The 26,181-nt window shown below is 68.7% G+C and carries 25 protein-coding genes; 13 read left to right on the forward strand and 12 right to left on the reverse strand.

The genetic code is table 11. The features are described from left to right. The first annotated feature begins 101 nt into the window (after positions 1 to 101). Entirely contained in the window at positions 102 to 1,043 is a 942-nt protein-coding gene (locus LTV02_RS09145) for a pyridoxamine 5'-phosphate oxidase family protein (RefSeq protein WP_233039565.1), read from the forward strand. Positions 1,044 to 1,088: 45 nt separating this feature from the next. After that, positions 1,089 to 2,108 carry an AraC family transcriptional regulator gene (locus tag LTV02_RS09150; protein ID WP_233039566.1) on the forward strand — a complete coding sequence of 340 codons (1,020 nt, stop codon included), beginning with the start codon at positions 1,089 to 1,091 and terminating at the stop codon, positions 2,106 to 2,108. A 46-nt stretch (positions 2,109 to 2,154) separates the two neighbouring features. Here LTV02_RS09150 and LTV02_RS09155 read toward each other — a convergent pair whose 3' ends face one another. The 4 genes from LTV02_RS09155 to LTV02_RS09170 all read right to left on the reverse strand — a co-directional run bounded on the left by LTV02_RS09155 (position 2,155) and on the right by LTV02_RS09170 (position 6,374). Further along, on the reverse strand, positions 2,155 to 3,024 hold the full coding sequence (locus tag LTV02_RS09155; RefSeq protein ID WP_233039567.1) for an alpha/beta hydrolase: 870 nt from the start codon (positions 3,022 to 3,024) through the stop codon (positions 2,155 to 2,157). Positions 3,025 to 3,150: 126 nt separating this feature from the next. Next, positions 3,151 to 4,647, reverse strand: coding sequence for an APC family permease (locus LTV02_RS09160; protein WP_233039568.1), 1,497 nt, complete (start codon positions 4,645 to 4,647; stop codon positions 3,151 to 3,153). Positions 4,648 to 4,827: 180 nt separating this feature from the next. Then, positions 4,828 to 5,742, reverse strand: coding sequence for a LysR family transcriptional regulator (locus LTV02_RS09165; RefSeq protein ID WP_233039569.1), 915 nt, complete (start codon positions 5,740 to 5,742; stop codon positions 4,828 to 4,830). Next, positions 5,739 to 6,374, reverse strand: a complete 636-nt coding sequence (locus LTV02_RS09170; protein ID WP_067708226.1) for a TetR/AcrR family transcriptional regulator — start codon at positions 6,372 to 6,374, stop codon at positions 5,739 to 5,741. Before LTV02_RS09170 ends, LTV02_RS09165 begins: the two co-directional genes overlap by 4 nt. 146 nt (positions 6,375 to 6,520) lie before the next feature. Between LTV02_RS09170 and LTV02_RS09175 the strand changes: the two genes are divergently transcribed. Genes LTV02_RS09175 through LTV02_RS09210 form a run of 8 tightly spaced genes read left to right on the forward strand, consistent with a single transcriptional unit; the run spans position 6,521 to position 15,564 of the window. Further along, entirely contained in the window at positions 6,521 to 8,635 is a 2,115-nt protein-coding gene (locus LTV02_RS09175; RefSeq protein ID WP_233039570.1) for an oxidoreductase, read from the forward strand. 11 nt (positions 8,636 to 8,646) lie between these two features. Then, positions 8,647 to 9,018 (forward strand): cupin domain-containing protein, encoded by a 372-nt coding sequence (locus tag LTV02_RS09180; RefSeq protein ID WP_233039571.1) that lies wholly within the window; start codon positions 8,647 to 8,649, stop codon positions 9,016 to 9,018. 2 nt (positions 9,019 to 9,020) lie between these two features. After that, the gene (locus LTV02_RS09185) at positions 9,021 to 10,526 is read left to right on the forward strand and encodes an aldehyde dehydrogenase (RefSeq protein ID WP_233039572.1); all 1,506 of its coding nucleotides are present in this window, start codon (positions 9,021 to 9,023) and stop codon (positions 10,524 to 10,526) included. A gap of 42 nt (positions 10,527 to 10,568) precedes the next feature. After that, entirely contained in the window at positions 10,569 to 11,855 is a 1,287-nt protein-coding gene (locus LTV02_RS09190) for a flavin-containing monooxygenase (protein ID WP_233039573.1), read from the forward strand. Positions 11,856 to 11,861: 6 nt separating this feature from the next. Next, positions 11,862 to 12,308, forward strand: coding sequence for a RidA family protein (locus LTV02_RS09195; RefSeq protein ID WP_233041533.1), 447 nt, complete (start codon positions 11,862 to 11,864; stop codon positions 12,306 to 12,308). Further along, on the forward strand, positions 12,305 to 12,979 hold the full coding sequence (locus LTV02_RS09200; protein WP_233039574.1) for a DUF1028 domain-containing protein: 675 nt from the start codon (positions 12,305 to 12,307) through the stop codon (positions 12,977 to 12,979). The genes LTV02_RS09195 and LTV02_RS09200 overlap by 4 nt, the downstream gene beginning before the upstream one ends. A 5-nt stretch (positions 12,980 to 12,984) precedes the next feature. Then, on the forward strand, positions 12,985 to 14,142 hold the full coding sequence (locus tag LTV02_RS09205; RefSeq protein ID WP_408639394.1) for a M20 family metallopeptidase: 1,158 nt from the start codon (positions 12,985 to 12,987) through the stop codon (positions 14,140 to 14,142). 15 nt (positions 14,143 to 14,157) lie between these two features. After that, positions 14,158 to 15,564: an aspartate ammonia-lyase gene (locus tag LTV02_RS09210; RefSeq protein ID WP_233039576.1), complete on the forward strand. Its 1,407-nt coding sequence runs from the start codon at positions 14,158 to 14,160 to the stop codon at positions 15,562 to 15,564. Positions 15,565 to 15,566: 2 nt separating this feature from the next. Here LTV02_RS09210 and LTV02_RS09215 read toward each other — a convergent pair whose 3' ends face one another. Then, on the reverse strand, positions 15,567 to 16,580 hold the full coding sequence (locus LTV02_RS09215; protein WP_233039577.1) for a DUF1152 domain-containing protein: 1,014 nt from the start codon (positions 16,578 to 16,580) through the stop codon (positions 15,567 to 15,569). Positions 16,581 to 16,766: 186 nt separating this feature from the next. Here LTV02_RS09215 and LTV02_RS09220 point away from each other — a divergent pair, with 186 nt between their 5' ends. Then, positions 16,767 to 18,173, forward strand: coding sequence for an MFS transporter (locus LTV02_RS09220; RefSeq protein WP_233041534.1), 1,407 nt, complete (start codon positions 16,767 to 16,769; stop codon positions 18,171 to 18,173). Here the strand turns inward: LTV02_RS09220 and ligA are convergent. Continuing rightward, positions 18,170 to 20,143: an NAD-dependent DNA ligase LigA gene (gene ligA, locus LTV02_RS09225; protein ID WP_233039578.1), complete on the reverse strand. Its 1,974-nt coding sequence runs from the start codon at positions 20,141 to 20,143 to the stop codon at positions 18,170 to 18,172. The genes LTV02_RS09220 and ligA overlap by 4 nt on opposite strands. Before the next feature lie 109 nt (positions 20,144 to 20,252). Further along, positions 20,253 to 21,038 (reverse strand): helix-turn-helix domain-containing protein, encoded by a 786-nt coding sequence (locus LTV02_RS39215; RefSeq protein ID WP_269821617.1) that lies wholly within the window; start codon positions 21,036 to 21,038, stop codon positions 20,253 to 20,255. Between the two features lie 60 nt (positions 21,039 to 21,098). On the opposite strand from LTV02_RS39215, the gene LTV02_RS09235 reads away from it, so the two are divergent. After that, entirely contained in the window at positions 21,099 to 21,503 is a 405-nt protein-coding gene (locus LTV02_RS09235; RefSeq protein ID WP_233039579.1) for a DUF3224 domain-containing protein, read from the forward strand. Between the two features lie 20 nt (positions 21,504 to 21,523). Here the strand turns inward: LTV02_RS09235 and LTV02_RS39595 are convergent, their stop codons facing one another. The 4 genes from LTV02_RS39595 to LTV02_RS09255 form a co-directional block, all read right to left on the reverse strand. Next, on the reverse strand, positions 21,524 to 21,718 hold the full coding sequence (locus LTV02_RS39595) for a hypothetical protein (RefSeq protein ID WP_233039580.1): 195 nt from the start codon (positions 21,716 to 21,718) through the stop codon (positions 21,524 to 21,526). 384 nt (positions 21,719 to 22,102) lie between these two features. Then, complete coding sequence (locus LTV02_RS09245) at positions 22,103 to 22,699, reverse strand: winged helix-turn-helix transcriptional regulator (protein WP_233039581.1); 597 nt, start codon at positions 22,697 to 22,699, stop codon at positions 22,103 to 22,105. A 185-nt stretch (positions 22,700 to 22,884) separates the two neighbouring features. Further along, a complete protein-coding gene (locus tag LTV02_RS09250; RefSeq protein WP_233039582.1) occupies positions 22,885 to 23,862 on the reverse strand; it encodes a TIGR03557 family F420-dependent LLM class oxidoreductase in 978 nt (325 codons plus the stop codon). A 41-nt stretch (positions 23,863 to 23,903) separates the two neighbouring features. Continuing rightward, positions 23,904 to 24,932, reverse strand: a complete 1,029-nt coding sequence (locus LTV02_RS09255; RefSeq protein WP_233039583.1) for a DNA topoisomerase IB — start codon at positions 24,930 to 24,932, stop codon at positions 23,904 to 23,906. A 235-nt stretch (positions 24,933 to 25,167) separates the two neighbouring features. Between LTV02_RS09255 and LTV02_RS09260 the strand changes: the two genes are divergently transcribed. Then, positions 25,168 to 25,341: a hypothetical protein gene (locus LTV02_RS09260; RefSeq protein WP_233039584.1), complete on the forward strand. Its 174-nt coding sequence runs from the start codon at positions 25,168 to 25,170 to the stop codon at positions 25,339 to 25,341. A gap of 54 nt (positions 25,342 to 25,395) precedes the next feature. Here the strand turns inward: LTV02_RS09260 and LTV02_RS09265 are convergent, their stop codons facing one another. Continuing rightward, positions 25,396 to 26,046, reverse strand: a complete 651-nt coding sequence (locus tag LTV02_RS09265; RefSeq protein WP_233041536.1) for a TVP38/TMEM64 family protein — start codon at positions 26,044 to 26,046, stop codon at positions 25,396 to 25,398. Positions 26,047 to 26,181: the final 135 nt, after the last annotated feature.

A 26,181-nucleotide genomic window follows, 5' to 3' on the forward strand; every position in this document is an offset into this window, starting at 1 on the left:
GATTCGAAGTCCCCGCCCGGTCACGGGAACGCCACCAGAAGTTCCCGCCTCGTTATCGAACCGCCACACGAACTAGCCCCGGCGTTCCTACGCTCCCACCCATGACAGTCACCTGGCCCGACGAAGTGGACGACATCCTCGGCGGCGACCTGACCTGCGCGCTGGCCTACCTCACCCCCGCCGGCGGCGTGGTCGTCACGGCGGTCTCACCGATCGGGCTGCGCGATCGGACGCTCGGCACCGTCGGCTTCACCACCTCGCTCGGCTTCGGCAAGAAACTCGAACGGATCGCCCGGAATCCCAAGGTGGCCTTGGCTTTCCATGCCCGCGAGCACGGGCTGGGCGATCCGGGCAATCAGCGGTACGTGCTGGTGCAGGGCACCGCGACCTTCGACGAACACCCCGATCAAGCCACCCTGGACGGTATCGGCGCACAGGCCACGCCCTATCTGGGCGCACCGCGGCGCGGCCGGTTCTGGGATCGCTGGCTCAGCGCGTACTACGCCGACCGGGTGCTGGTGACGGTCGCCATCGAGCGGATCGTGGTCTGGCCCGATCTCACCGCCACCAAGACGCCCGAGGTGTACGGCACGCCGCTGCCCGCCGAACCCGCGGCGCCGCAATCGCCGCCCGCCAAGGGCACCGGCCCGCGCGTGGAGGTGGCGAAGGCGGCCGCGCGGGTGACCAAGCTCCCGCATCGGCTGCTGGGCTATCGCCAGGCCGACGGCTATCCCGCCGTGGTCCCGGTCCAGATCACCGCCGCCGGACCCGAGGGCATGCACCTCACCGTCCCGGACTCGGTGCCCGAATCCGGCCGCCGCGCCGGGCTTTTCGCGCATTCCTATCGTCCGGCGCTGGTCGGACTGCAAACCCGGCAGCACACCGGCTGGCTGGAGGTCACCGCGCAGGACGCCGTCTACGCCCCGCACACCAGCTCGGGTTTCCTCGCGCCCCCGAACAAGACGCTGCTTCTACTGGCGAACGGTTTCATGGCTCGGCGCGGGCTGAAGAAGGCCGTTCGCGCACGGCGGAAGACGGAGTGACCCGCTAGAGACCATTCGGTCTGAAAGCTTCGTTACACTCCGCCGGTGATCGAAGGCACCATTCCTCTGCGCACCGCAGTCGTTCTGCGGGATACGGCGCTGCGCGTCGGCGCGACACCATGGAATATCGGGACCTTCACGGACATCGATCCGGCGGGGCTGGGCGACGACCGGCTGCGGGTGCCCATCGAATCGGCGTGGCGATTATGGGAACTCATCGGCGCCACCGGCGGGCCCGGCGCCGGACTGTGCGCCTCGGCGGCGGCCGAACGCGGCGTGCTCGGAGTGTGGGATCACCTGTTCAGCAGTCGCGCCACCCTGGCCGAAAGTCTGCGCGCGGTCATGGAATTCCGTTCCGCGGTCACCGATCCGGCGGTGGAATGGCAGGTCATCGAGGACGGCGGGCTGCTGACGGTGCGGGTGGGCGTGGCCGTGGAATCCGATCCGGTGTTCGTGCCGGTCGAGGAGTTCGTGCTCACCCTGATCCTGCGCCGGGTCCGCGAAGCCACCGGGCAGTACCTCGTGCCGGCCCGGGTCGCGTTCACCCATCGCGTCACGCACCGCCGCCGCGAGCTGGCCGACGAATTCGGTACCGGGCGTATCGATTTCGGCGCACCGTACTCCGAGATCACCTTCCTGAACGCGGCGCGGCTGCCCACCGGCGGTGATCCCGGCCTGGGTGAGGTGCTGTGCCGGTACGCCGGACTGTTGCAGACCACCTCGTACAAGACGCCGGACTGGCGGGACAAACTGCGCGCCGCCATCTCCGAGGCGCTGGCCTACGGTGACGCCGGGCTGGAAGCGGTCGCGCAGCGGCTGGCTATCAGCCCGCGCACGCTGCAGCGCCGGCTGGCGGAAATGCACACCACCTGGAGCGCGGAGATCGAGAGCGTGCGGCACGCGCAGGCCCGGGACCTGTTGCGCGACACCGCTCTTCCGGTGCAGGCCATCGCGGCGCGGGTCGGGTACTCCGATGCCCGCACCCTGCGCCGCGCTTTCCAGCGCTGGTCCGGTCAGACTCCCGACGCCTTCCGGAAGGAGGCCGCCGGGAGTTCCGTGCGCTGATACCCCGCGTGATCCGCGCACGGATCGGATGCGATCCGCCCGGGGCTCAGCGCCCCAGCACCTTGTGGAACAACTCCGCCGCCACGTCGGCCGCGGGGTTGATCAGGTTCGGGTCGTCGTAGAAGTCGATCTGGCCGATCGACTCCAGCCACACCTCGGACTTCTCGCCGGGCACGGTCGCGAAGAACTCGCGGGCGAACGGCGGCACCAGCGCGTTCTCCGAGTGCACCATGGCGAACGGCACCGCGATGCGGGCGGCGGCCTCGATGGAATCGAAGTCGCCGTAGGCGAACGACGCCACCGCATAGCCATTGGTGTAGTTCGGCACCGCGCCGCGCGGGGTTCCGTAGAATTCGTACGCCTCCCGCAGCGGCATACCCACATCGCCGCCGTCGGGCGCGACCGCCGGAATGGTTTCCGACACACCGGTTTCCCGCCACTTGGCCTCGGCGGCCCGGCCACGCTCGAGCACCGCCGGATCCGGCGGCATCGCAGCGGTATTGGAGTAGAACCCGGCCACACCGGTGAACGCCTGAATCCGCGGATCGTCCGCGACCGCGCGGGCCATATACCCCGCACCCGCGCACACACCCACCGCGACGACCGGCAACTGCGCGGTCCGCTCGTCGGCGGCCAGCGCGGTGACCGCGTTGCGAATGTCCTCGGCCTTGCCGAACCCGTTCTCGAACTGGCGCGGCTCACCCGCGCTCTCCCCGAAGGTCCGGTGGTCGAACGCCAGCGCCGCGAACCCGCGCTCGGCCATGGCCCGCGCATACGCCCCGGCCGCCTGCTCCTTCACCGAGGTCAGCGGACCGCTGGTGACCACCGCGGCGATCGGCTCCCCGTCGGGCAGATGCAACAGCCCGACCAGTTGATCACCGTTGCTGGTGAATGTGAATGGTTCGGTTCTCGTCACCGTGATCCCCTCGAATAGTTTCGGCTCGTGAAGCCTAGGGCCGCGGCCGAACCGGCCGGGGGGACAATTCGAGCCGCACCGGGAACAATCCGCGCCACTCCCACCGGATGGAAGCAGTTCCGCAGACTACTCTGCCGGGCTCAGAGCAGGAATGGGTTCGCTCGCATTGCGTACCGCCGCGGCACGCCAGTACCCGACCGCGCCGAGCACCAGCAGGACGGCCAGCGTCCCGAGGGTGAACAGCTCGAACTGGGCACGATCGACACCCCACACCGCCAGGAAGTCGTAGTCGAGTCCGAAGAGGCTGTCCAAGACGCCGGGGAAGATCGCCACGAACGAGCCGAGCACGACCCAGGCGAGGCAGAGCAGGCCCAGCGCCGCGAAGCCGCGATCGCTCACCGGCACCCGGAAAGGCCGGGGCTGGTCCGGGAATCGGGTGCGCAGGCGGATCGCCGCCGGAATCACCAGCAGGTAGCTCAGCAGGAAGGTGGTGATCGAAATGCTCAGCACGACCGCGAAAACCGAAGCGCTGGAACCGGTCACCTGCATCGCCACCAGCATGAACACCGTGGCCACGACGCCGGACAGGAAGTTCACGCGCAGCGGCGTGCCCAGCCGGTGATGGAAGACCCCGAAGAACCCGCCGAAGAACGCGCCGTCCGCGGCCGCGACCGCCTGCACCCGATCGCTGATGATCATCCACGCCGCGCCCTGACTCATCAGGATCACGATGAACAGCACGGCCGCGACCGTGGCCAGCGGCTCGGCGGCCGGACCGTAGACGGTGAACACGGTGCCGATGGCCTCGAGCAATCCGCCGATGCCGGTGATCTGGTCCTTCGGGACGACGACCAGGATCGCGAAGATCGGAATCAGGTAGCAGGCGGCGGCGGTCAGGCAGGACCGCAGCAGCGAGATGGGGACGTCACGCGCCGGGTTGTCCATCTCGGCCGCGGCCGCGCTGGAGGATTCGAAACCCAGGTAGGCGAACAGCAGGATCGGGGTGACCCCGAGCAAGCCGGTCATGGTGGGGCTGAAGTCGTGGAAGGAGAGTCCGGCGATACCGTGCTCGATCGCGTACGCGACGGTGGTGCCGACGAAGAACAGCAGCAACCCCAGTTTCAGGATCGCGCCGATGGTCGGAATCCACTTGCCCCGGCGCAGGCTGACGACGGCGGCGAGCACGGTCAGCCAGATGAAGCCGAGTTTGAACAGATAGTCGCCCACCGATCCCGCGGGCAGGCTGCCGACATGCTCGTTCCAGGTGGCGGCGGCGAGAAACGAGATCGAGCCGCCGACCCATACCGGTTGGGTGACCCAGGTGAGCAGTGCCGCGATCGCGCCGGCGCCGCGGCCGAAGGCCGTGCGGACCCAGGTGTAGGCGCCGCCCTCCTCGGTGAACGTCGAGCCGACTTCGGCGAAGACCAGACCGTAGGGCAGCAGGAAGGTCACCGCGAGCACCAGTGCCCAGGTGAAGGTCTGCGCGCCGAAGGTGGAGACCTGGCCGAGGGTTTCCAGGCCGACGACAGCGGCGATGATGAGGAAGACGATGTCGAAGCGGCGCAGGGCCTTGACCAGGTGCGCCGATTGTTCCGTCGCCAGGGCTGTCGGGGTGTCAATCATGTTCCGTCTCGATTCGGGGTGCCGAGCATTCTTTGAGATTCATCTCGATGAATGATGTTCAGCAAACAACGCCATCGTGTTCAGAACATGTGAACGACGCATTTCCCTGCCTATGGTTTTTTGATGCAGATCATCGAAAATGGTGAGTCCGGCGCGCTCGCGGCCCGTGTACGCGCTGATTCATGCGCTGAAGGTCGCCCGGATCCGGGTGGCGACCGCGCGTACCCGGGCGGTGCGCTGCACGCCTTTCAGGCTCGCGAGCACGACCGACAGCGGCTCGACCTCGTCGGCGATCGCGACGGTGACCACGCGACCGCCGTCGTAGGTCAGATCCGAGGCCGGCAACTGATTGAGGATGGAGAATCCGTGCCCGCGCGCCACCAGCCCGCGCACGGCTTCGTAGCTGCCGGTCCGATACCGGACGGTCGGCGTGATGCCCGCGGCGGTGAACATCGCGAGGAAGTAGTCGCGGCTCACCGGCAGGTCGAGCAGCACCATCGGGTCCTCGGCCAGATCGCGCAAGCGAATTGCGGTCTCGCCCGCCAGCCGATGATCCGGGGGCAGCACCACGTGCGGCGCGTAGGTGGCCAGCGTCTCGCACTCGAGATCGTCGGCGATGCCCAGGTCGTAGCACAGCGCCAATTCGCTGCTGCCGTCCCGCAGTGCCGTCCGCACGGTGTCGGGCCGCACCTCGACGACGTCGATCTCCAGCTCCGGATGTGCCTGTCCCACATCGGAAATGAGCCGGGGCAGCAGGAACGGCGTCAGGGTGACGAAGGAGGCCAGCCGCACCCGGCCGCGGACCGCGTCCTCGTGACCGCGCGCGGCGTCCAGGACATCGCCCAGATGCGCGAGCAGGCCGCGGGTATCGCGCAGCATCTGCTCGCCCGCGGCGGTCAGCACCAGCCCGCGTGAGCGCTGCCGGATGAACAGGGGCGTGCCGATCTGGTGCTCGAGTTGCGAGATCGACGACGAGATCGCGGACTGTGCCACCATCAGCCGTTCGGCGGCCCTGGTCATGCTCAGGAACGTGGCCGCTTCGACGAAGTATCGAAGCTGGGTGAGGGTCACGTCGGGGCGGCGCTGCGAATTCATGACATCGCCGTGCTCTCGGCCGCGTCGAAGTCGCCGAGGCGGCAGCCGAGCATGGCCTCCAGATACCCCAGCACGCTGTTGCGGGCGCCGATCGCGCTGATCCGGCGGTTGCGAGCGACGATGTGCAAGCCGAACGCGTCCTCCAATCCGACTGCCGTGCGGGCGATTTCGTCCGCGGACGCGGTGAAGGTGAACGCGCCGTGACTGCGGCCGATCTCGAGCGCCGTGGTGTACAGCGACACTTCCAGATCGAACAGCGTGGTCATCAGCACCGAGTGCCGGGGATTGCGGCTGGCGTGCACATGCAGTTCGTAGAGCACCACGCACAGCGGGTCGTCGGCGGTATCGGGGATGCCGAGTCGCACTGTCCGGTACAGCCTTTCGACCGGATCGGAGCACTCGCGCACGGCGTCGAGCCGGCGCCGGTAGAACCGGTCCACCGCCGCTTCGTGCACTTCGAGCAGCAGATCCTCCATCGAGGGGTAGTAGTAGCTGACCAGCCCCGCCGACAGTCCCGCCTCCTGCGCGACGTCCTTGATGCGCAGCCCGGTCAACCCGCGCTGGGCGATCGCCGCGGTCGCGGCGGCCACCATCTCGTGCCGCCTGTTCTCCTGCTTCTTCGGACGCGCCATGTTCAACATTATTTATGAACTGCATCAGAAAACAAGTTCAGGTTTGATCTCTCCCCAGGTGGACAGATAGTGCGGGCCGGACAATTATTTGAGATCAATCGCAAAGAACGGTGCGATCCGATCCCCACTCCAGTCAGGAGCCTGCCGTGCGTGATCCCCGCTACGACATCCTCTTCGAGCCGGTCCGTATCGGGCCGGTGACCGCCCGCAATCGGTTCTTCCAGGTTCCGCACTGCAACGGCATGGGCTACCGCGATCCCTCCGGCGAGGCCTACATGCGGCAGGTCAAGGCCGAGGGCGGCTGGGCGGTGGTGTGCACCGAGCAGGTCGAGATCCACCCCACCTCCGATATCGGGCCGTTCATCGAACTGCGGCTCTGGGACGACCAGGACCTGCCGGCTCTCACCCGGATCTCGGAGAAGATCCACGAGGGCGGCGCGCTGGCCGGTATCGAACTGGCCCACAACGGGCTCAACAGCCCCAACCTGATCAGCCGCGAGACCCCGCTGGGACCGCAGCATCTGCCGGTGGTCTCCTGGAACTACGACCCGGTGCAGGCCCGCGAGATGACCCGGTCCGATATCGCCGACCTGCGGCATTGGCATCGCGAAGCGGTGCGCCGGTCGCTGCGGGCCGAGTACGACATCGTGTACGTCTACGCCGGGCACGCGATCGGCGGGCTGCATCATTTCCTGTCCCCGCGCTACAACAACCGCACCGACGAGTACGGCGGCAGCCTGCGCAACCGGGTCCGGCTACTGCGCGAGATCCTCGAGGACACCCGCGAGATCTGCGAGGGCCGCGCCGCCGTCGCCTGCCGCATCTCGGTGGACGAACTGCTCGGCGACGCGGGCATCACCCGGGCCGAGATGGAAGACGTCATCGGAATGCTCGGCGAGCTTCCGGACCTGTGGGACTTCGTGCTGGGCAGCTGGGAGGACGACTCGGTCACCTCCCGCTTCGGGCCCGAGGGCGAGCAAGAGCCCTATGTGCGCGGACTGAAGCAGCTCACCACCAAACCCGTTGTGGGCGTCGGACGTTTCACCTCACCGGACATGATGGTGCACCAAGTGAAGAGCGGCGTGCTCGATCTCATCGGCGCCGCCCGGCCCTCGATCGCCGACCCCTTCCTGCCCCGCAAGATCGAGACCGGCGATCTCGAGGACATCCGCGAATGCATCGGCTGCAATATCTGCGTCTCCGGTGACTTCACCATGTCTCCCATCCGCTGCACGCAGAACCCCACCATGGGCGAGGAATTCCGGCGCGGATGGCATCCCGAGCGGATCAAACCCCGCTCGTCCGAGTCGACGGTGCTGGTCGTGGGTGCGGGCCCGGCGGGTCTGGAGGCCGCGCGCGCCCTCGGTCAGCGCGGCTACGCGGTCAGTCTGGCCGAGGCGACGCGCGAACTCGGCGGACGGGTGCGCACCGAATCGAGCCTGCCGGGACTGTCGGCGTGGATCCGGGTCGTGGACTACCGCGAGCAGCAATTGCGGCGGCTCGACAATGTCGAGGTCTTCCGGCAGAGCCCGATGACCGCGGATGACATCCTCGGCAACGACTTTCAGCAGGTGGTCGTCGCCACCGGCGCGCGGTGGCGGCGCGACGGCGTCGCACGCTGGCACACCCACCCGATCCCGATCGACGCCGGGGCCGAAATCCTCACTCCCGACGACATTTTCGGCGGATTGCGCCCGCGCGGTCGCAAGGTCGTGCTCTTCGACGACGACCACTACTACCTGGGTGGCGTGCTCGCCGAACTGCTGGCCCGCGAGAAGTTCGACGTCACCCTGGTCACCCCCGCCGCCCATGTCTCGCAGTGGACGACCAACACCATGGAAGTCCATCGCATTCGCAAGCGGGTGATGAACGCCGGCGTCGATGTCCAGGTCAACCGGGCCGTCACCGCGGTCGCCGCCGACGGTGTGACGACGACCTGCGCCTTCACCGGCCACGACGTCACCGTGCCCGCCGACAGCGTTGTATTCGTCACCGCGCGATTGCCCAACGACGGCCTGTACACCGAATTGCACCGGCGCAAGGACGAATGGCAGGCCGCCGACCTGCGCTCCGTGCGCGGTATCGGCGATGCCTGGGCGCCCGGGACCATCGCCGCCGCCGTGTGGTCGGGCCACCGCTACGCCGAGGAACTCGACGAGCCCGCCCGCACCGATCCGGTGCCCTTCCGCCGCGAAGTCACCGGCCTGTCCACCGAATCCGTGCTGCTGCCCTTCCCGTCCCTTGCCGCACAACAACTTTGAGGAGACCACCGATGCCTGCCGTCAACCCCGTTCCCACCGGCCCCGAGCTCGCCGCCACCATGACCCCCAGCGCCTATGTCACCGCCGCCACACTGCGGTCCGGAGATCCGCAGGAACACGAAAGCGCCCACCTCGCCAGTGCCGACCAGCGATTCAGCGTCGGCTCCTGGCGCGCCCAGCCCTACACCGAGTACATCGAGTCCTACCCCGGTGACGAGTTCACCCATGTGCTCGAAGGCTCACTGACGCTGACCTCCGACGACGGTGTGGCTCGTACCTTCGGTCCCGGCGATTCGTTCACCCTCGAACGCGGCTGGCGCGGGGAGTACCGGGTCGACGAACCGCTGCTCAAGCAGTTCGCCATCTACATCCCGGGGGAGTGACGATGAGAGCGCCTTCCTCGGTCGCCGACTGGTCGGCCCTGGCCGAAACACTCAGGCCGCGCACCGAACTGTTCATCGACGGATCCTTCCGCCCCGCCGCTTCGGGCGCGACCTTCGATTCGATCGCACCGGCCACCGGCGACGTGCTGGCGCGGGTCTGCGCCGGCGATGCCGCCGACGTGGATCGGGCCGTCCGTGCCGCCCGCTCGGCCTTCGAGTCCGGGGTCTGGTCCCGGGCGGCATCGGGCGAGCGCAAGCGGGTGCTGCTGCGGCTGGCGGACCTGATACTCGAGCATCGGCACGAACTGGCGCTGCTGGATTCGCTCGACATGGGCAAGCTCGTCACCGAGGCCGACACGGTCGACGTGCCGTCGGCCGCAGCCCTTTTCACCTACTACGCCGAAGCGCTGGACAAGATCCCCGGCGAGATCGCGCCCACCGATCCCGGCGCGCTGGCCCTGGTCACGCGCGAACCGCTGGGGGTGGTCGGCGCGGTCGTGCCGTGGAACTTCCCGCTCGATCTCGCGGTCTGGAAACTCGCCCCCGCACTCGCCGCCGGCAACAGCGTCGTCCTCAAACCCGCTGAGCAGTCACCGTTGTCGGCGCTGCGGCTCGCCGAACTGGCGGCCGAAGCCGGTCTGCCCGACGGCGTGCTCAATGTCGTCCCCGGCTTCGGCCCGACCGCGGGCGCGGCGCTGGGCCTGCACGGGGACGTCGACGTGCTCGCGTTCACCGGCTCCACCGCGACCGGCAAACGGTTTCTGCGCTACGCCGCCGACTCCAACCTCAAACAGGTGTGGCTCGAATGCGGCGGCAAGAGCCCCAATCTCGTGTTCTCGGACGCCGATCTCGACGCGGCCGCGGAGAAAGCGGTATTCGGCGCCTTCTACAACCAGGGGGCCGTGTGCTCGGCCAACTCCCGCCTGCTGGTGCAACAGGACGCGGCCGGCTACCTGATCGAGGCGCTGCTGCGGCACGCCGCCGCGATCCGCCCCGGCGATCCACTCGACCCGGCCTCCACCCTGGGTGCACTCGTTTCCGAGGAACACACCCGCACCGTCATGGGGTTCATCGACCGCGCCCGGGCCGAGGGCGAATTGCTGCTCGGCGGCAACCGCACCACCGTGGCCGGGCGGGGCTGCTTCGTCGAGCCGACCATCTTCACGGGCCTGCCCGCGGATGCGGAACTGGTCACCCAGGAAGTCTTCGGCCCGGTGCTGTCGGTGCAGACCTTCCGCGACGAAGCCGAGGCGGTGCGCCTGGCCAATGACAGCGTGTACGGCCTGGCCGCGTCGGTGTGGACCGACAGTCTCGATCGCGCCCATCGGGTGTCGTCCGCACTGCGCGCGGGCACGGTCTCGGTGAACACCGTCGACGCCCTCAGCGCCCAGACGCCGTTCGGCGGTTTCAAACAGTCGGGCTTCGGCCGCGATCTCTCGCTGCACGCGCTGGACAAGTACACCGGCCTGAAGACCACCTGGTTCGCCATTCGCCCGGCGGTCGGCTGAGCCATGGAATCGACAACTCTCCCAGTGCATCCGGAGGTACGAGTGTCCACCGAGAAGATCGACGTGCTCGTGGTCGGCGCCGGTCAGGCCGGTATCGCGATGAGCGAGCACCTCGGCGCCCAGGGCATCGCGCATCTGGTGGTCGAACGCGATCGTGTCGCCGAGCGCTGGCGTTCGTGGCGCTGGGATTCGCTCGTGGCCAACGGGCCGGCCTGGCACGACCGCTTTCCCGGGCTCGAATTCGATATCGCCGCCGATGAATTCGCCACCAAGGAACAGGTCGCGGACTACCTCCTCGCCTACGCCGACAAGATCGGCGCGCCGATCCGCACCGGCGTCGAGGTCACCTCGGTACGCCGGAACACCGGCCGCCCCGGCTTCCGCGTCGAGACGACCGGCGGCAGCATCGACGCGCGCTTCGTCGTCGCGGCCACCGGTGCGTTCCAGCGGCCGATCATCCCGAATGTCATCCCCGCCGACACCGGTATTCATCAGCTCCACTCGTGCTCCTACCGCAATCCGGAACAGTTGCCCGACGGCGCGGTGCTCGTGGTCGGCGCGGGCTCATCGGGCGTGCAGATCGCCGATGAGCTGCGGCGGTCGGGCCGTGCGGTCCATCTCGCCGTCGGGCCCCACGACCGCCCGCCGCGCAGCTATCGCGGCCGCGACTTCTGCTGGTGGCTCGGCGTGCTGGGCAAATGGGGCGCGGCGGCGCCGCCGCTGGGCGCCGAGCACGTGACGATCGCCGTCAGCGGAGCCCGCGGCGGGCACACCGTCGACTTCCGCGCGCTCGCCGCGGACGGGATCACCCTGTGGGGGACGGCCACGGCCTTCGCCGACGGGGTCGTGCGCTTCGGGTCCGACCTGCGGACGAACATCGAGAACGGCGACGCGAACTACCTGTCGATGCTGGCCGAGGCGGACGAGTATGTCGCCCGCAACGGTCTCGACCTGCCGGAGGAACCCGACGCACACGTGCTCGGCCCGCTACCGGACTGCGTGACCGAACCCGCCGCCGAACTCGTGCTCGCCGAAGCCGGTGTGACCACGATCGTGTGGGCGACCGGATTCGCCAACGACTACGGGTGGTTGCAGGTCGACACCTTCGACGAGCGCGGAAAACCGGTGCACCAGCGTGGGGTTTCGGCCGAGCCGGGGCTGTACTTCCTCGGCCTGCCATGGCTGTCGAACCGCGGATCGAGCTTCCTGTGGGGCGTCTGGCACGACGCCGGATACCTCGCCGGGCAGATCGCGATCCAGCGCGGCTATCTCGCGCACCGGGGGCAGGGCGAACGGTCCCTGTCCGCGGAACCATCCGTGAGCATCTGAAAGGAACTGTGCGCCTTGACTTCTCCCACCCACCGGCGGATTCGGCCGTTCAACACCAAGGACACCTACCCGGAGCAAAATCTCTCGAACGACCTGTGTCAGGCCGTGGTCGCCGGCGGCGTGGTCTATCTGCGCGGGCAGATCGGCCAGGACCTTCAGACCCGGGAGTCCGTCGGCATCGGTGATGCGGCGGCGCAGGCGGAGCGGGCGATGGCCAATATCGCCATGCTGCTCGACGAGGCGGGCAGCTCGCTGCGCGACATCGTGAAGGTCACCGTCTACCTGACCGACATCCGCTACCGCGAACCGGTGTATCGGGTGATGGGGCGGTGGCTCGAAGGCGTGTTCCCGGTCTCGACCGGACTCGTCGTCGAAGCCCTCGCCCGGCCGGAATGGCTGGTCGAGATCGACGCCACGGCGGTGCTCAGCGACCCGAAGGACGGCGGCGCATGACCCTGTCCCTGGTTGCCCGTGACCCCGGCACCGGGGTTTTCGGCATGGTCATCTGCTCGTCGAGCCCCGCCGTGGCGGCACGCTGTGCGCACGCCCGTGCGGGGGTGGGAGTTGTTGCCTCGCAGAACATTACGAATCCGGCGCTCGGTACGCGGGTGCTCGACCTGCTGGCCGAGGGGCGCGGCGCCGCGGCGGCGCTGGAAGCGGCGTTGGCTGCGGAGCGGTACCCGGAGCACCGTCAGGTGACCGTCGTCGATATCCACGGCGGCACCGCCGTGCACTCCGGCGCCCACAGCCTGGGCGTGTATGCCGAGGCCGTCGGTGAGCACGCCGTGGCGGCGGGAAATCTGCTCGCCCACGACGGGGTCGTCGCCGCGCTGCTCGCTGGCTACACCGGCAGCGATGCGGAGACCTTCGAGGACCGCCTGCTCGACGGGCTCAGGGCGGGGACGGCGGCCGGCGGGGAGGCGGGGTCGGTGCACTCCGCCGGTCTGCTGGTCGTCGACGATGTGTCCTGGCCGGTCACCGATCTGCGGGTCGACTACGCCGCCGACCCGCTGACGGATCTCGTTGCCCTGTGGGAGCTTTGGCGACCGCAGAAGGCCGACTACCGGATGCGCGGAATCGATCCGACGGCCGCGCCCTCCTACGGCGTTCCGGGTGACCTGTGACCACGATCGACGATGTGGTCACCGCCGGAGTGGCCGCCGCCCACCCGGGCCTGGTCCGGCTGTCCCGCGATCTCTACGACCACCCCGAAATCGCCTGGGAGGAGGTCAGATCGGCGCGCCGGGTGGCGGAACAGCTGGCGGACAACGGATTCGAGGTCACCGAGCGGTACTGCGATCTGGACACGGCGTTCGCCGCCCGGATCGGCAGCGGTGACCTGCACGTCGCGGTGTGCGCGGAATACGACGCGCTGCCCGGTCTCGGACATGCCTGCGGCCACAACCTGATCTCGGCCATCTCGGTGGGCGCCGCGCTCGCGCTCGCACCCGTCGTCGACGACCTCGGCCTGACGGTGTCGGTGCTCGGCACACCCGCCGAAGAGGGCGGCGGCGGCAAGATCGAACTCCTGGAACGCGGCGGTTTCGACGGACTGCACGCGGCGGCGATGGTCCACCCCGGCCCCGTCGACGTCGCCGTGGCCCGGCCGTTCGCGGTGTCGCACAGCCACATCGAGTATCGAGGCAGATCCGCGCACGCCGCCGCCTACCCCGAGCGGGGCGTCAACGCCGCCGACGCGTTCACCATCGCGCAGGTCGCGATCGGGCTGCTGCGCCAGCAACTGCCGCACTCGGTGCGGGTGCACGGCATGATGACGCGCGGCGGTGAGGCGCCGAACGCGATCGCCGAACACACCGCCGGCCGGTGGTACGTGCGCGCGGAAACGCTCGCCGAACTCGCCGAGGTGGAACCCCGGATCCTGCGCTGCTTCGAAGCGGGCGCGTGGGCCTCGGGCGCCGCACTCACCATTACGCCCGAGTCGAAGCCCTACGCCGAATTCCGCACGGACACCGAACTTCTCGCCTGCTACGAGCGGCGCGCGATCGCGGTCGGGCGCCGGTTCGGTTCCGGCGCGGACGCGATGATGGCCCGGGCTTCCACCGATATGGGCAACGTGTCCCAGCTCATCCCGGCCATCCATCCCTACATCGGCATCGACTCGATGCCCGCGGTCAACCATCAACCCGAGTTCGCCACCGCCACCGTCACGCCCGTGGCCGAAGCGGCGATCGGGCAGGGTGCGGCGGCGCTGGCGGGCACGATCGTCGACGCCGCCACCGATACCCGGATCCGCCATCGCCTGATCCGCGGCCACCGCGCGGACTGACGCAGGAGCACAGTCATGGTCGCATCGACTCCGTCCACCGTCCGCACCGAGCACGATCTGCTGGGCTTCCACGATGTTCCCGCCGACGCCTACTATGGCGTGCACACCGCACGCGCGCTGGCGAACTTCCCGATCAGCGGGGTGCCGATCTCCCGGCTGCCCGACCTGGTCGTCGCGATCGCCGCGGTGAAACAGGCGGCGGCGCAAGCCAATCGGGAGCTCGGCGAGCTCGACGGCGATATCGCCGACGCGATCATCGCGGCCTGCGCCGAGATTCGCGGCGGGGCGCTGCACGACCATTTCGTGGTCGACCAGATCCAGGGTGGCGCCGGGACCTCCACCAATATGAACGCCAACGAGGTGATCGCCAACCGGGCGCTGGAGATCCTCGGCCACGAGCGCGGCGACTACCGCCTCGTCCACCCGCTCGAACACGTCAATCGCGGACAGAGCACCAACGACGTCTATCCCACCGCGGTCAAGGTGGCGATCGGATTCGCTGCGCGCGCACTGGAACACGCGCTTCGAGTACTCGGCGAAGAGTGCCGGGCGAAGTTGGCCGAGTTCGCCGGGATGATCAAACTCGGCCGGACCCAGCTACAGGACGCCGTGCCGATGACGCTGGGGCAGGAATTCGGCGCCTTCGCGGTGACCATCGGCGAGGACGCCGATCGCCTCGCCGAAGCGGCCCTGCTGATCGCCGAGATCAACCTGGGCGGCACCGCGATCGGGACCGGGCTCAACACCCATCCCGCGTACCCGGGCATCGTGTGCGAGCACCTGCGCCGGATCACGGGACTGCCGCTGGCCACCGCCCGGGATCTGGTCGAAGCCACCTCCGACGTCGGTGCGCTCGTTCAGCTCTCGGGGGTGACCAAGCGGTCCGCGGTGAAACTGTCGAAAATCTGCAACGACCTGCGGCTGCTGTCGTCCGGACCGCGCGCGGGCCTGGGCGAGATCGATCTCCCACCCGTGCAGGCGGGTTCGAGCATCATGCCGGGCAAGGTGAACCCGGTCATCCCCGAAGTCGTCAACCAGGTCGCCTTCGAGGTGATCGGCAACGATCTCACCATCACCATGGCCGCCGAAGCCGGACAACTGCAGCTCAACGCCTTCGAACCGATCATCGCCCGCGCGCTGCTGGCCTCGCTCACCCACCTCACCGCCGCGGTGCGGGTGCTCGGGGACCGCTGTATCCGCGGCATCACGGCCAACCCCGAACGCATGCGCGAGTCCGTCCTCGGCTCGGCCAGCATCGCCACCGTGCTCAATCCGGTGCTGGGGTACGAAGCGGTATCCGCGCTGGTCACCGAAGCGATTGCCACCGGTGCCTCGATTCCGGAGCTGGTGCGCCGCTATGCACTGATCGACGACGCGGTGCTGACGCGCCTGTTGAGCCCGGAGCATCTGTGCCGTCGTTGATGTCAGTGCGGAATGAAACCGGCGGGGCGGGGTTCGGGGCGCGAGGTCAGGTGGGCTTCGATCAATTGGGCCACCTGGTAGGCGTGTTCGGTGGGTTCGAGGTGGGGGAGGTATTCGACCGTGCGGGCCAAGGCTGGTAGGTCGACGGACAGGTACATCGCCATGAGGGGATTGACGAAGAGTTCTGTGCCCGAGGTGCGGTCGGTGGCGTGGACGTCGCCGAATTCGCCGCGGAGGGCGCTGGCGATCTGGGAATGAACGATGCTGGGGCGCAGCGGTGTTTCGGCGAGGGCGTGCACGACGGCGGCGAAATAGGCTGTGCCTTCGGGGCTTTCTGCGGGGATGGACAGGGCGCCCAGGTAGGCGTGTTGCTTCTGCAAGGCGGCCAGGTTTTCCAGGACGTGGGCGTGGCAGACGCCGTGGTAGGCGTCGACGCCGAAACCGACGGAGACCACGAGTCGATTGATGTCCGGGAGACCGGCGACGGCCGCGAGGCTGGTCATATCCTCCTGCGGTGTGCCCAGCCCGGCTTCGTCGCCGCGCAGCAGAATGTCCGTGCCGCCGTCCACCAGCACGATGGTGTCGATGCCGAGCCGCTCGACCAGGGCCGCGTAGGCCGCGCGCAAGGGGCGGACGCCGGATTTGGGGAAGGCGTAGACCAGGGGATCGCGGCCGGTGCTCGCCAGCCAGCGGGCCAGGCTGCGCTCCGGGAAATAGTCGTCGTTGCCCGCCGATTCCGGGCCGATCGCGGCCACTCCGGGCGCGAACCAGTCGTGGAGCGCCAGCCGGCGCAGATTGCTGAAGGACAGATTCGCCAGATGCACCGTCTTGCCCTGCGCCTGCAAGGCCACGGCCAGCGGGAGTCCGCCGTACACGTCGAATCCGCCGCCCGCGCCCGCGATCAGCACCCGGGTGGCATCCCGCAGGCGGGTGAACAACGGCGGCTCGGCCAGGCGATACGGAGTCACCTCGACATGATGGCCGCGGAATCGAAATACGGCCAATGACTTTGCCATTCGATTCAATTGTGACCACGATCACAGACCGGGTTTAGGCGCTGGTGGGACCGGTCGCCCGCGCACCCGTGCCGGACCGCCACCGTTTGCGCGGCGATTGCATGGGTACCGGTCTGTTTCGTGCGAGAAACCACGGAACCGAACAAACCCGGCTTTCCGCTACGGAGGTCGGTCGCCGCGAGCGCCATGGGCAATGCCACCGAGTGGTTCGACTACGGCGTGTACGCGGCCACGGCGGGATACCTGACGTCGGCCTTCTTCCCGGGCTCGCTGGGCACCCTCGGCACCATGCTGGGCTTCGCGGTCTCCTTCGTGCTGCGCCCGCTCGGCGGCATGGTGTGGGGGCCGCTGGGCGACCGCATCGGGCGCAAAGCCGTGCTGGCGACCACCATCCTGCTCATGTCGGCGGCCACCGGCGCCATCGGGCTGCTGCCCACCCACGCCACGGCCGGCGTGCTCGCGCCAGTGCTGCTGATCCTGTTGCGCGTCGTGCAGGGATTCTCGACCGGTGGCGAATACGGCGGCGCGGCAACGTATCTGGCGGAATGCGCGAACGATCGCAAGCGCGGATTCCTGGGCAGCTTCCTCGAATTCGGCACGCTCGCCGGTTTCGTCGGCGGTTCAGCGGTGGTGCTGGCCTGTCAGCTGGCGCTGGGTTCGGACGCCATGTACGCCGGTGGGTGGCGGATTCCGTTCCTGCTGGCCGTGCCGCTGGGGCTGACCGGGTGGTATCTGCGCGCCAAGCTGGACGAGTCGCCGGTGTTCACCGAGCTGTCGGAGCAGGATTCTCGCGATACCCCGCCGGGTGGGTTGCGCGAGGTGCTCACCACCTACCGCCGTGAGGTGCTGACGCTGATCGGGCTGGTCGTCGCGCTGAACGTGGTGAACTACACGCTGCTCACCTATCAGCCGACCTATCTGCAACGCACGCTCGGGCTGGGTGAATCGACCACCACGGCCATGATGCTCATCGGGCAGGTGGTCATGATGGTGTCGCTGCCGTTCTTCGGGCGGCTCTCCGATCGGGTCGGGCGGCGGCCGATGTGGCTCGTTTCGCTGATCGGATTGACCGTGCTCGCGATACCCATGTACATGCTGATGGGGCTCGGAACCGCCTGGGCCGTCGTCGCATTCGTGGTGCTGGGGCTGTTCTACGTTCCGCAGCTGTCCACCATCAGCTCGACCTTCCCGGCGATCTTCCCCACGCATGTTCGATATGCGGGATTCGCGCTGGGTTACAACGTGTCCACCGCCCTGTTCGGCGGTACCGCCCCGCTGGTCAACGAGGCGGTCATCGAACGAACCGGTTGGTCACTGTTCCCTGCGGGATACATGGTGGCGGCGTCGCTGGTCGGCCTCGTGGCCTGCGCGTTCCTGCGCGAGACGGCGGGAACCTCGTTGCACGGCACCGAGATTCCCGCGACCGACACCGAGGCCGAGAAGGTCGCCGCCGGGGTCGCCGCCGTCGGAACCGAAGCCGCCGCTCCCGAGTCGGCGGCTGCCGCTCCCGAGGCAGCCGCGCCGGTGCGACCCATTCCGGCGGTGTCGCACCACGAACCACCGGCCCGCCCCGCCGGCGTCGCCGAGGCCTAGACGACGTTGGCGTCGATCAGCATGGTCCAGATCTCGCCCTGATCGACGACCGCGACGCCGAGCTTCTCGGCCTTGGTGAGTTTGCTGTCGCCCACGCCCGCGCCGGTGATGAGCATGTCGGTGCTCGCCGACACCGACGAAGCCGTTGTCGCCCCGGCCTTCTCGCACAACCGCTGGAAGGTCGGGCGGGCGACCTTCTCACCCGAGCGCGGGTCGCTGATGGCGCCGGTGATCACCACGGTCTTGCCCTCCAGGGGCGCGCCGGCGGCCACCACGGGCGGTAGATCCTCCTCGCGGACATCGAGGGAGACGCCGTTGGCGCGCAATCGATCCAGTTCCGGGCGCAGCCGGGTGAGGTGCGCGACCAGCGAGGCGGCGACCTTGGGGCCGATGTCCTCCACCGCCACGAGACGCTCCTCTCCGGCGTCGGCGACCTCTTCCAGGGAGCCGAAGCCGGAGCGGGCCAGGCGGGCCGCGGTGCCGTCGGAGGCCATCGGAATGGCCAGGCCGATGAGGGCGCGGCGCAGGCCGACCTGGCGGCTGGCATCGATCGAGTCGATCATGCGCTGCGCGGAAACCTCACCGACACGGTCGAATTCGAGCAGCTGTTCCTTGGTCAGGGTGTAGAAGTCCGACGGCTGTTCCAGGATGCCCGCCTCGGCGAGCCGCTCGATCCACACCGGGCCGATGGCGTCGATATCGGCCGCCGCGCGCGAAGCCCAGTGGATGAGCCGCCGCACCGTCTGCGCGGGGCAGGAAACGTTGGTGCAGAACAGTTCCCGGCTGTTGCCCTGTTCGGTGACCGGCTGCTGGCAGGACGGGCACACCGTGGGCGGCACGATCTCCTGTTCCGCGCCGGTGCGTTTGGCGGCATCGAGCACGCCCGCCACGAACGGGATCACGTCACCGGCGCGGCGCACCAGCACCGTGTCGCCGATCTTGATGTCGCGGGCGCGGATCACCTCTTGGTTGGCGAGCGTGGCCTTGGTGACCGTGGTGCCGCCCACGAACACCGGCTCCAGCCACGCCACCGGCACGATCTTGCCGGTCTTGCCGACATCCCAGATGACCTCGCGCAGCAGGGTGGTCTTCTCCTCGGCGGCGAATTTGAACGCCAGCGCGCCGCGCGGCGAGTTGGAGCGAGTTCCGGCCGCGGCGTAGGCATCCCGGTCCGCGAGCCGCAGTACCGCGCCGTCGAGGTCGTAGTCCAGGTCGTTGCGGCCGTCCTCGATCGCGCTGATCGCCGCCTGCGCCTGGGTGGCGTCGTCGCAGTGCCGCATCTGCGCACCGGCGATGCCGAGGGCCCGCAATCCGTCTTCCAGATCCAGTGCGGCATCGCCCGAGGAGTCGTCCAGATCGAATCCGAAGAACTGCAACCGCCGCTCGGCGACCGTGGCCGGATCCTTCGCCCGCAGCGTGCCCGCGGCCGCATTGCGCGGATTGATCAACGGCTTGTCCGGATGCGCCGTGTTGTACGCCGCGAACGTCGAGCGCAGCATCACTGCCTCGCCGCGCACCTCCACCCGCCCCGGACTGTCGATCTTCTCCGGCACCCCGTCGACCAGCGCCCGCACCAGCACGGTCACGTCATCCCCGGTGGTCCCGTCACCGCGCGTGATCGCCCGCGCCAACCGCCCGTCCTCGAACACCAGCGCCAGCGACAGCCCGTCCAGCTTCGGCATCACCACCACCGACTGCCCCGGGAACCGATCGAAGAACGCCGCCACCTGCTCGGGCTTGGTCGCCTTCTCCAGCGACAGCATCGGCCGCGAATGCCGGATCGGCGCGTGCAGTACCCCCGGCGCACCCACCTGCTCCAGCGGATTCGGATCCGGCGCCAGCTCCGCATGAGCCCCCACCAACTCCCGCAGCTCGTCCTCGATCAGGTCGTACTCGGCATCGGCGACCAGCGGCGACCCCTGATAGTAGGCCTCCCGCAGCACCACGATCCGGTCAGCGAGCTCTTGCATCCGTTCCCCAATTTCCACAGCTCCAGACGCTACCCACTCCCACCGACACCTGTGCTCAGCGACTCATGATGACCTTGAGCCAGCGCCGGATCGTGGCTGCCGATGCTGGTCATTCGTGGCGGAGGTAGGTGGTGGGGGAGCGGCCGACCATGGTTTTGAAGTCGCGGGTGAAGTGGGACTGGTCGGCGTAGCCGAGTTCGGCTGCGAGGGTGGCTAGGTCGATGGGGTGTTCGTCGAGGCGTTGGGCGGCTTCGTGGAGGCGGTAGCGCTGGATTACCCATTTGGGGGAGACGCCGATGTATTCGCGGAAGAGTTTTTGGAGGTGGCGTTTTGCTATGCCGGAGCGGTGGACGAGGTCGTCTACGCGCAGGATCGAACGGTTGGTGCGGGTTTCGTCGACTATCTCGTTCAGTAGAGGGGTGTGGGCCAGGTCGGGTGGAAGGCGGTCGCGGATGAAGGCTTCCGCTGTGGTGCGGCGGGTTTCGGTATCGGTGGGGGCGGCGAGGTGGTCGGCGGTGGGGCCGAGGATCTCCGCGGCGGGGAGGACGCGGTCGGTGAGGTCGGCGACGGGGGTGCCGAGGAGTGCGTGAAATCCGGCGGGGCGGAAGGTGGTTCCGAAGATCTCGCCGCGCCCGGACAGGGTGTCGGTGAATCGTCCGCGTAGTACGCCGTGGATGCGGCATTGGCCGTTGTCGACCACGAGTACTACCGCGGGGCTCGGGAGCACTTCCACGACGAAGGGGTCGCGGCCGATCAGGTCCCAGCGCACGGACCAGTGGTGGGCCACGATGTCGGTGAGATCGTCGGCGGCGGGGATCATCGCCTCGCGGTAGACGCCCGCCCCCGACTGCGGATCGAGCAGCCCACGCGCCGGCTCGGCGGTCCTGTGGTCCATGGCCCCTGCTGTTCGCGTTTGTTCAAGACGGCACCCGATCTCGACCATAGCGTCGAAGCCATGACGACACCGACTACCGCGACCGGCACCATCGAATCGAAATCCTGGGAACAGGCCCCGTTCGCCGACGCCACGGACGCACCGGCCCTGGGCATCTCCGAGGGTCACGACACCTACAGCGGCGCCATCGAAGGAGACGCCGAATGGCGGGGCCTCACCTGCACCGCCGCCGACGGCAGCGGCGCCTTCGACAGCCTCCAACGCATGAACTGCACCCTCGCCGACCGCACAGGCACCTTCGTGCTCCGCATGACCGGCACCTTCGACCCCGACGGAAACTCCCGCGCCCAATGGTCGGTCCTGCCCGGATCCGCCACCGGCGAACTCACCGGCCTCACCGGCACCGGCGGCTTCGACTCCACCGACGGCGTCCACACCTACACGCTCACATACGATTTCGAGTAGCCGAGGGAGGCGTGCCCGGTTCATGGCATCGGGTGCGCCGGTCCGGTTCGCAGCCAGGCGTGCAGGACCTCGAAGTCGGTGTCGGTCAGGCCCTGAAAGCAGTCGACCTGCCGTAGGAACGCGGGTGCGGGATGGTGTCCGGCCACCCACTCGCGGTCGGCTTCGGTGATCTCGTCGTCGACCCAGGCGAACGGGCGGCCGGCTGCCCAGGCCACGAGAGTGCGTGTCTTCCAAGACAATCCGAACCAGCGGTCTTCGTGAATCTGTGATGCGGTGGGCTCGGGCCAATGGGCCACGGGGAGCGGCGGCAGGCCCAATAGCGGTGCGAGGTGGGTGTTGGCTTCCTCTTCCCATGTTGTGGCCCAGACCAGTTCGCAGGGGAGGCCTGCCAGCCGGTGCCCGAGGGCGTGGGTCAACCGCGATCGGGCCGGCCCGGATTCGGTGGTGGGAGAGAGGTCGAGCGGGTCAGCTCCGAACGGGAGCAGTGGGCCGTCGACGTCGAGGAACAGCAATGGGCGTGACCCGTGAACAGCGTTGTCCGATGGGGTATTCGGTCTCACACTCGCGGTGTACCAGATGTTCGGCGATGGTGCCCGGGCTCAGGTCTGGCTGAAGACGGCGGCGAGGTCGTGTTCGTCGCCGCGCAGTTCGCCCATCGCTGTCGCCTGCTCGATGGTGATGCTGCCCGCTGCCAGACCCAAGACCGTTGTCGGGCCGCTGTGGAAGACCGTTGCCGGTCGCTGGGCGGGGTCGAGGGTGGTGTGGGTGCCGGTGTGGTCGACGCGGACTGCCACGAGCTCGCCTTCGACTTCCACGCCGATTACGGTCGGTCGCTCGGATCGTTTGCCTCGCAGCAGGGCTCGCAATGCGACCACGAGCCAGTGGGTGCGGAAGGCGTCCCCGCGCCGGGGTCCTGACTCCATCAAGGGTGCGCTCCAGGCCACGAGCGATTCGACCGTGCTGCGCAGTTCCTCGCCCCATGGCGTGAGGTGATAGGTCACACCTCGTACTCCCGGATCGAGCCGGCGCTGCAGCACGCCCGCACTCTCGAGTGCGCGCAGTCGATCGGCGAGCAGGTTGGTGGCGATGCCGGGCAGTGCTGCCTGCAGATCGCTGTATCGTGCTGGGTGGATGAGCAATTCGCGGATGATCAGCAGATTCCAGCGTTCGCCGACGATGTCGAGCGCGCGTGCCAATCCGCAATACTGGCCGTAAGTCCGGGAGGAGTCTGGTGGTCGCATTCCCGCTTCCGAGGGTCGTGTGAGGAACTGGGCCATCTACTACCTACGTACGGCGATAGTAGATATTGATCCACGACCATGCAAGATCAAGTCTGGGCAGTCGCTTATGTCGCGATTGCCCAGACCGTGCCGGACTCGGATCAGGCGGCGGCCGCGCGGAGTTTCTCGAGCAACGGTCCGGCCGCCTCGTCGAGGAACTGCTGCTGCGCTTCGTCGCCGACCTGCACGAGTGCGATATCGGTGAATCCGGCTTCCCAGTAGGGGCGGACGGCCTCCACGACCGCGTCCAGGTCCGGGCCGCACGGAATCGAGTCGGCGACGTCCTCGGGCCGGACCAGTTGGGTCGCTGCGGCGAACCCGTCCGTGGTGGGCAGATTCGAATTGACGTCCCACCCGCCGGTCGACCACCGGAACTGCTCGTGAGCACGCTGAACGGCCTTGTCCCGGTGCGTATCCCAGCTCACCGGCACCTGGCCGGTCACTCGTACGGCCCCGTCGCCGTCGCTGGCCTGCCGCCAGGACTGGACGAGATCCGCGTCCGGATCGGTGCTGATCATCTCATCCGCCAGCGGCGCGAACCGCTCGACCGATCGCGCACCGGACACGGCCACCGCGAGGGGCACCGGATCCGGCGGCAGATCCCAGATCCGCGCGGAATCGACCCGGTACCAATGCCCGTGCCGGTTCACCGTCCCGCCCGCGAGCAGATCGCGGATGATGCCGATCGCCTCCTCGAGCCGCTCGTGGCGTTCGGCCACACCCGGCCACCCCATGCCCACCACGTGCTCGTTGAGACTCTCCCCGCTGCCCAGCCCCAGGGTGAACCGGCCTTCGGCGAGGATCTGCAACGTCGCGGCCTGCTGAGCCACGATCACCGGGTGATAGCGCAGCGTCGGGCAGGTCACGTAGGTCATCAGCGGAATCGAATCGGTGGCCTGCGCGACCGCGCCGAGCATGGTCCAGGCGTGCGGTGCGTGCCCCTGCTCCTCGAGCCAGGGCGAGAAATGATCGCTGCTGACCAGGAAATCGAATCCCGCCTGTTCGGCGGCGACGGCGTACCCGACGAGTTCGCGTGGGCCGCTCTGCTCGGTCATCAGCGTGTATCCGAATCTGGTCACAGGCTCGCTCCTCCGGTCGTGGTTCGCTGGATACCGACGAGCTACCCGATGGCCGCCGATTGATGCGTGCGCCGCAGCAACCGGATCACCGCCCGATCGACGATGTCGCGCTGCGCCTGCGGACTGTCCGCGCGGCGCGCCCGGCCCAGGGCGGCGGCGATCGTGACGCCCTCCTCGAAAGCGCGCAGCACACGCGGATCGACATAGGAGGCGCGCACCACGGCGGGCGTATTGCCCAGCAATTCGGCCACATCCGACATCACCTGCCGCACCACGGTTTTGCGGCCCCGCACGGAACTCGGCGCGGTCACGGTCGCGAGCCCGGCGGCGGCCAGCACGGTCGCCTGCCAGGTGCGCAGATCCTTGACGCTGAACTCGGGCCCGGTGAGCTCCCGGAAGCGGGCGTTGACCGTGTCGGCGTGCACTTCGTGGAGGCCCGTTCGATCCCGGTAGACGAACAGCCGCTGCGTGTCCGTGCGAGCGGTCAGCAACGCCCGCAATGCTTTCGCCAAGGCGACATCGCACACTTCGGCCTGACACCGGATACCGCTCTTGGCCGGGAAATCGAGCGCGATCCGCGCGCCGTGCACCCGGACATGCTCGCGCAGCAGCGTCGCGACCCCGTGTGACCCGTTCGTCTCGGCGTACTCCTCACCGCCGACCCGCAGTACCCCCGAGTCGAGCAGCGTGATCGCGGCGGCCAGGACGCGATCCTCGTCCAGCCCCCGCCGATCCAGGTCGGCGCGCAACCGCTCGCGCAAGTCCGGCAGCCGGGTCGCCAGCTCCAGTACCCGGTCGAACTTCTCCTCGTCCCGTTCCCTCCGCCATTGTGCGTGGTAGAGATACTGTTTGCGGCCCGCCGCGTCACGCCCCACCGCCTGGATATGACCGTTCGGATACGCGCAGATCCACACCTTGCGCCAAGCCGGTGGAATCGCCAGCTCCCGAATCCGCCGCAGCGTCTCCTCGTCACGAACCACCTCACCGGCGCTGGTGACGTAGGAGAACCCCCGCCCCCGCCGTCGGCGCAAGATGCCGTCGCCCTCGATCGTGCTGTGCCGCAATCGCATTCGTCACACCGCCCGAGCCGATCGCCGGGCGTCATGGCGGAGAGCGCGAAGATCGGACAAGGCGGGCTCCTGGACGCGACGTGGACGGTGTGCTCGACGGTGATACCCCGCTCCTCGGCGATCAACCGGCGACATGCCCGTTTGCGCTCCCGGCCCACGGGTAGAGCGACCTCGTCGATCGAATCCGCCCCACCGCGACCCGCCCCGGCGAGCGCCGCCAGAACCAGGAGCTGTGATGAACCGGAAAACCGGCGATCCGCGTGAGCGCGCGGACCTCGACGACGATGCGCAGAGCACCGAATTCGCCGACGAACACGAGGCCGTGACCGCCGACCGGGACCCGGAGGGCGAGACCGAATCTCCCGACGGACTCGGCGGCATGGACCCCGACAACGGCACCGCCGTGTGACCGGAGCCGAAGGCGGTAAGGCTCGAAAAGGTTCTCGGCTGGGGCGCGGGGTGATCAGCGCTCGCCGGGCAGTGCCATGCGGGCGTCGACGACCAGTCCGGCGACGCCGGCGGCCAGGCACAGGGCGGTGATCGCCAGCTGGGTGGGGGAGGTGCGGTTGGTGAGCGCGTCGCCGAGCAGGACGGTGCCGATGGTTCCGGGCAGGATGCCGAAGACGGTCGCGATGACATAGGGGGTCATGCGGATCGAGGACAGGGCCGCGCAGTAGTTGACGATGGAGAAGGGGGCGAAGGCGATCAGGCGCAGTGAGCCGATCGCGAGCCAGCCGCGGCGGGCCAGGCGGGCGTCCACGGCTTGGACGGCGGGATGGGTGAGGCGGGCGCGGACCCGGTCGTGATCGAGGGCGCGGACCAGGACCAGGGCCAGGACGGCGCTGAGGGTGGTGGCGGTCAAGGCCAGCGTCAGGCCCAGTGCCGACCCGAAGAGCATGCCCGCGCTGAGGGTGAAGATGGTGCGCGGGAAGGGAAGTACGCACACCAGGGTGTGCAGGGCGAAGAAGACCAGCGGCAGCGCCGGGCCCACCGAATCGGCCCAGGAGCGGATCTGCTGCGGCCCGGGGTGGGGTGCGAAGGCGGCCAGGGCGAACAACACGCCGCAGGCGAGCAGGGCGACTACGACCCGCGGTTCGCGGAGCCGGCGCAGCAGCTCGGGCAGGCGGGTGAGCTGGGCGGACAGGCGGGTCCGGGGCCTGCTCTCGGTTGTTGGCACCGCGCCAGGTTACCCGCTGGTAGTGGGACTCCGTGGACGGGAATCACAATGCTGCGGTTAGCATCAGGGTAA

Origin of the sequence: Nocardia yamanashiensis (assembly GCF_021183565.1) — a bacterium.
GTDB lineage: Bacteria > Actinomycetota > Actinomycetes > Mycobacteriales > Mycobacteriaceae > Nocardia > Nocardia yamanashiensis.

Excerpts from the sequence above, each read along its gene's own strand:
- LTV02_RS09145 (WP_233039565.1), top strand. The coding sequence starts at position 102 with ATGACAGTCACCTGGCCCGACGAAGTGGACGACATCCTCGGCGGCGAC.
- LTV02_RS09160 (WP_233039568.1), bottom strand. The coding sequence starts at position 4,647 with ATGATTGACACCCCGACAGCCCTGGCGACGGAACAATCGGCGCACCTG.
- LTV02_RS09165 (WP_233039569.1), bottom strand. The coding sequence starts at position 5,742 with ATGAATTCGCAGCGCCGCCCCGACGTGACCCTCACCCAGCTTCGATAC.
- LTV02_RS09170 (WP_067708226.1), bottom strand. The coding sequence starts at position 6,374 with ATGGCGCGTCCGAAGAAGCAGGAGAACAGGCGGCACGAGATGGTGGCC.
- LTV02_RS09180 (WP_233039571.1), top strand. The coding sequence starts at position 8,647 with ATGCCTGCCGTCAACCCCGTTCCCACCGGCCCCGAGCTCGCCGCCACC.
- LTV02_RS09185 (WP_233039572.1), top strand. The coding sequence starts at position 9,021 with ATGAGAGCGCCTTCCTCGGTCGCCGACTGGTCGGCCCTGGCCGAAACA.
- LTV02_RS09200 (WP_233039574.1), top strand. The coding sequence starts at position 12,305 with ATGACCCTGTCCCTGGTTGCCCGTGACCCCGGCACCGGGGTTTTCGGC.
- LTV02_RS09210 (WP_233039576.1), top strand. The coding sequence starts at position 14,158 with ATGGTCGCATCGACTCCGTCCACCGTCCGCACCGAGCACGATCTGCTG.
- LTV02_RS09215 (WP_233039577.1), bottom strand. The coding sequence starts at position 16,580 with ATGGCAAAGTCATTGGCCGTATTTCGATTCCGCGGCCATCATGTCGAG.
- LTV02_RS09220 (WP_233041534.1), top strand. The coding sequence starts at position 16,767 with ATGGGCAATGCCACCGAGTGGTTCGACTACGGCGTGTACGCGGCCACG.
- ligA (WP_233039578.1), bottom strand. The coding sequence starts at position 20,143 with ATGCAAGAGCTCGCTGACCGGATCGTGGTGCTGCGGGAGGCCTACTAT.
- LTV02_RS39215 (WP_269821617.1), bottom strand. The coding sequence starts at position 21,038 with ATGGACCACAGGACCGCCGAGCCGGCGCGTGGGCTGCTCGATCCGCAG.
- LTV02_RS09235 (WP_233039579.1), top strand. The coding sequence starts at position 21,099 with ATGACGACACCGACTACCGCGACCGGCACCATCGAATCGAAATCCTGG.
- LTV02_RS09255 (WP_233039583.1), bottom strand. The coding sequence starts at position 24,932 with ATGCGATTGCGGCACAGCACGATCGAGGGCGACGGCATCTTGCGCCGA.
- LTV02_RS09260 (WP_233039584.1), top strand. The coding sequence starts at position 25,168 with ATGAACCGGAAAACCGGCGATCCGCGTGAGCGCGCGGACCTCGACGAC.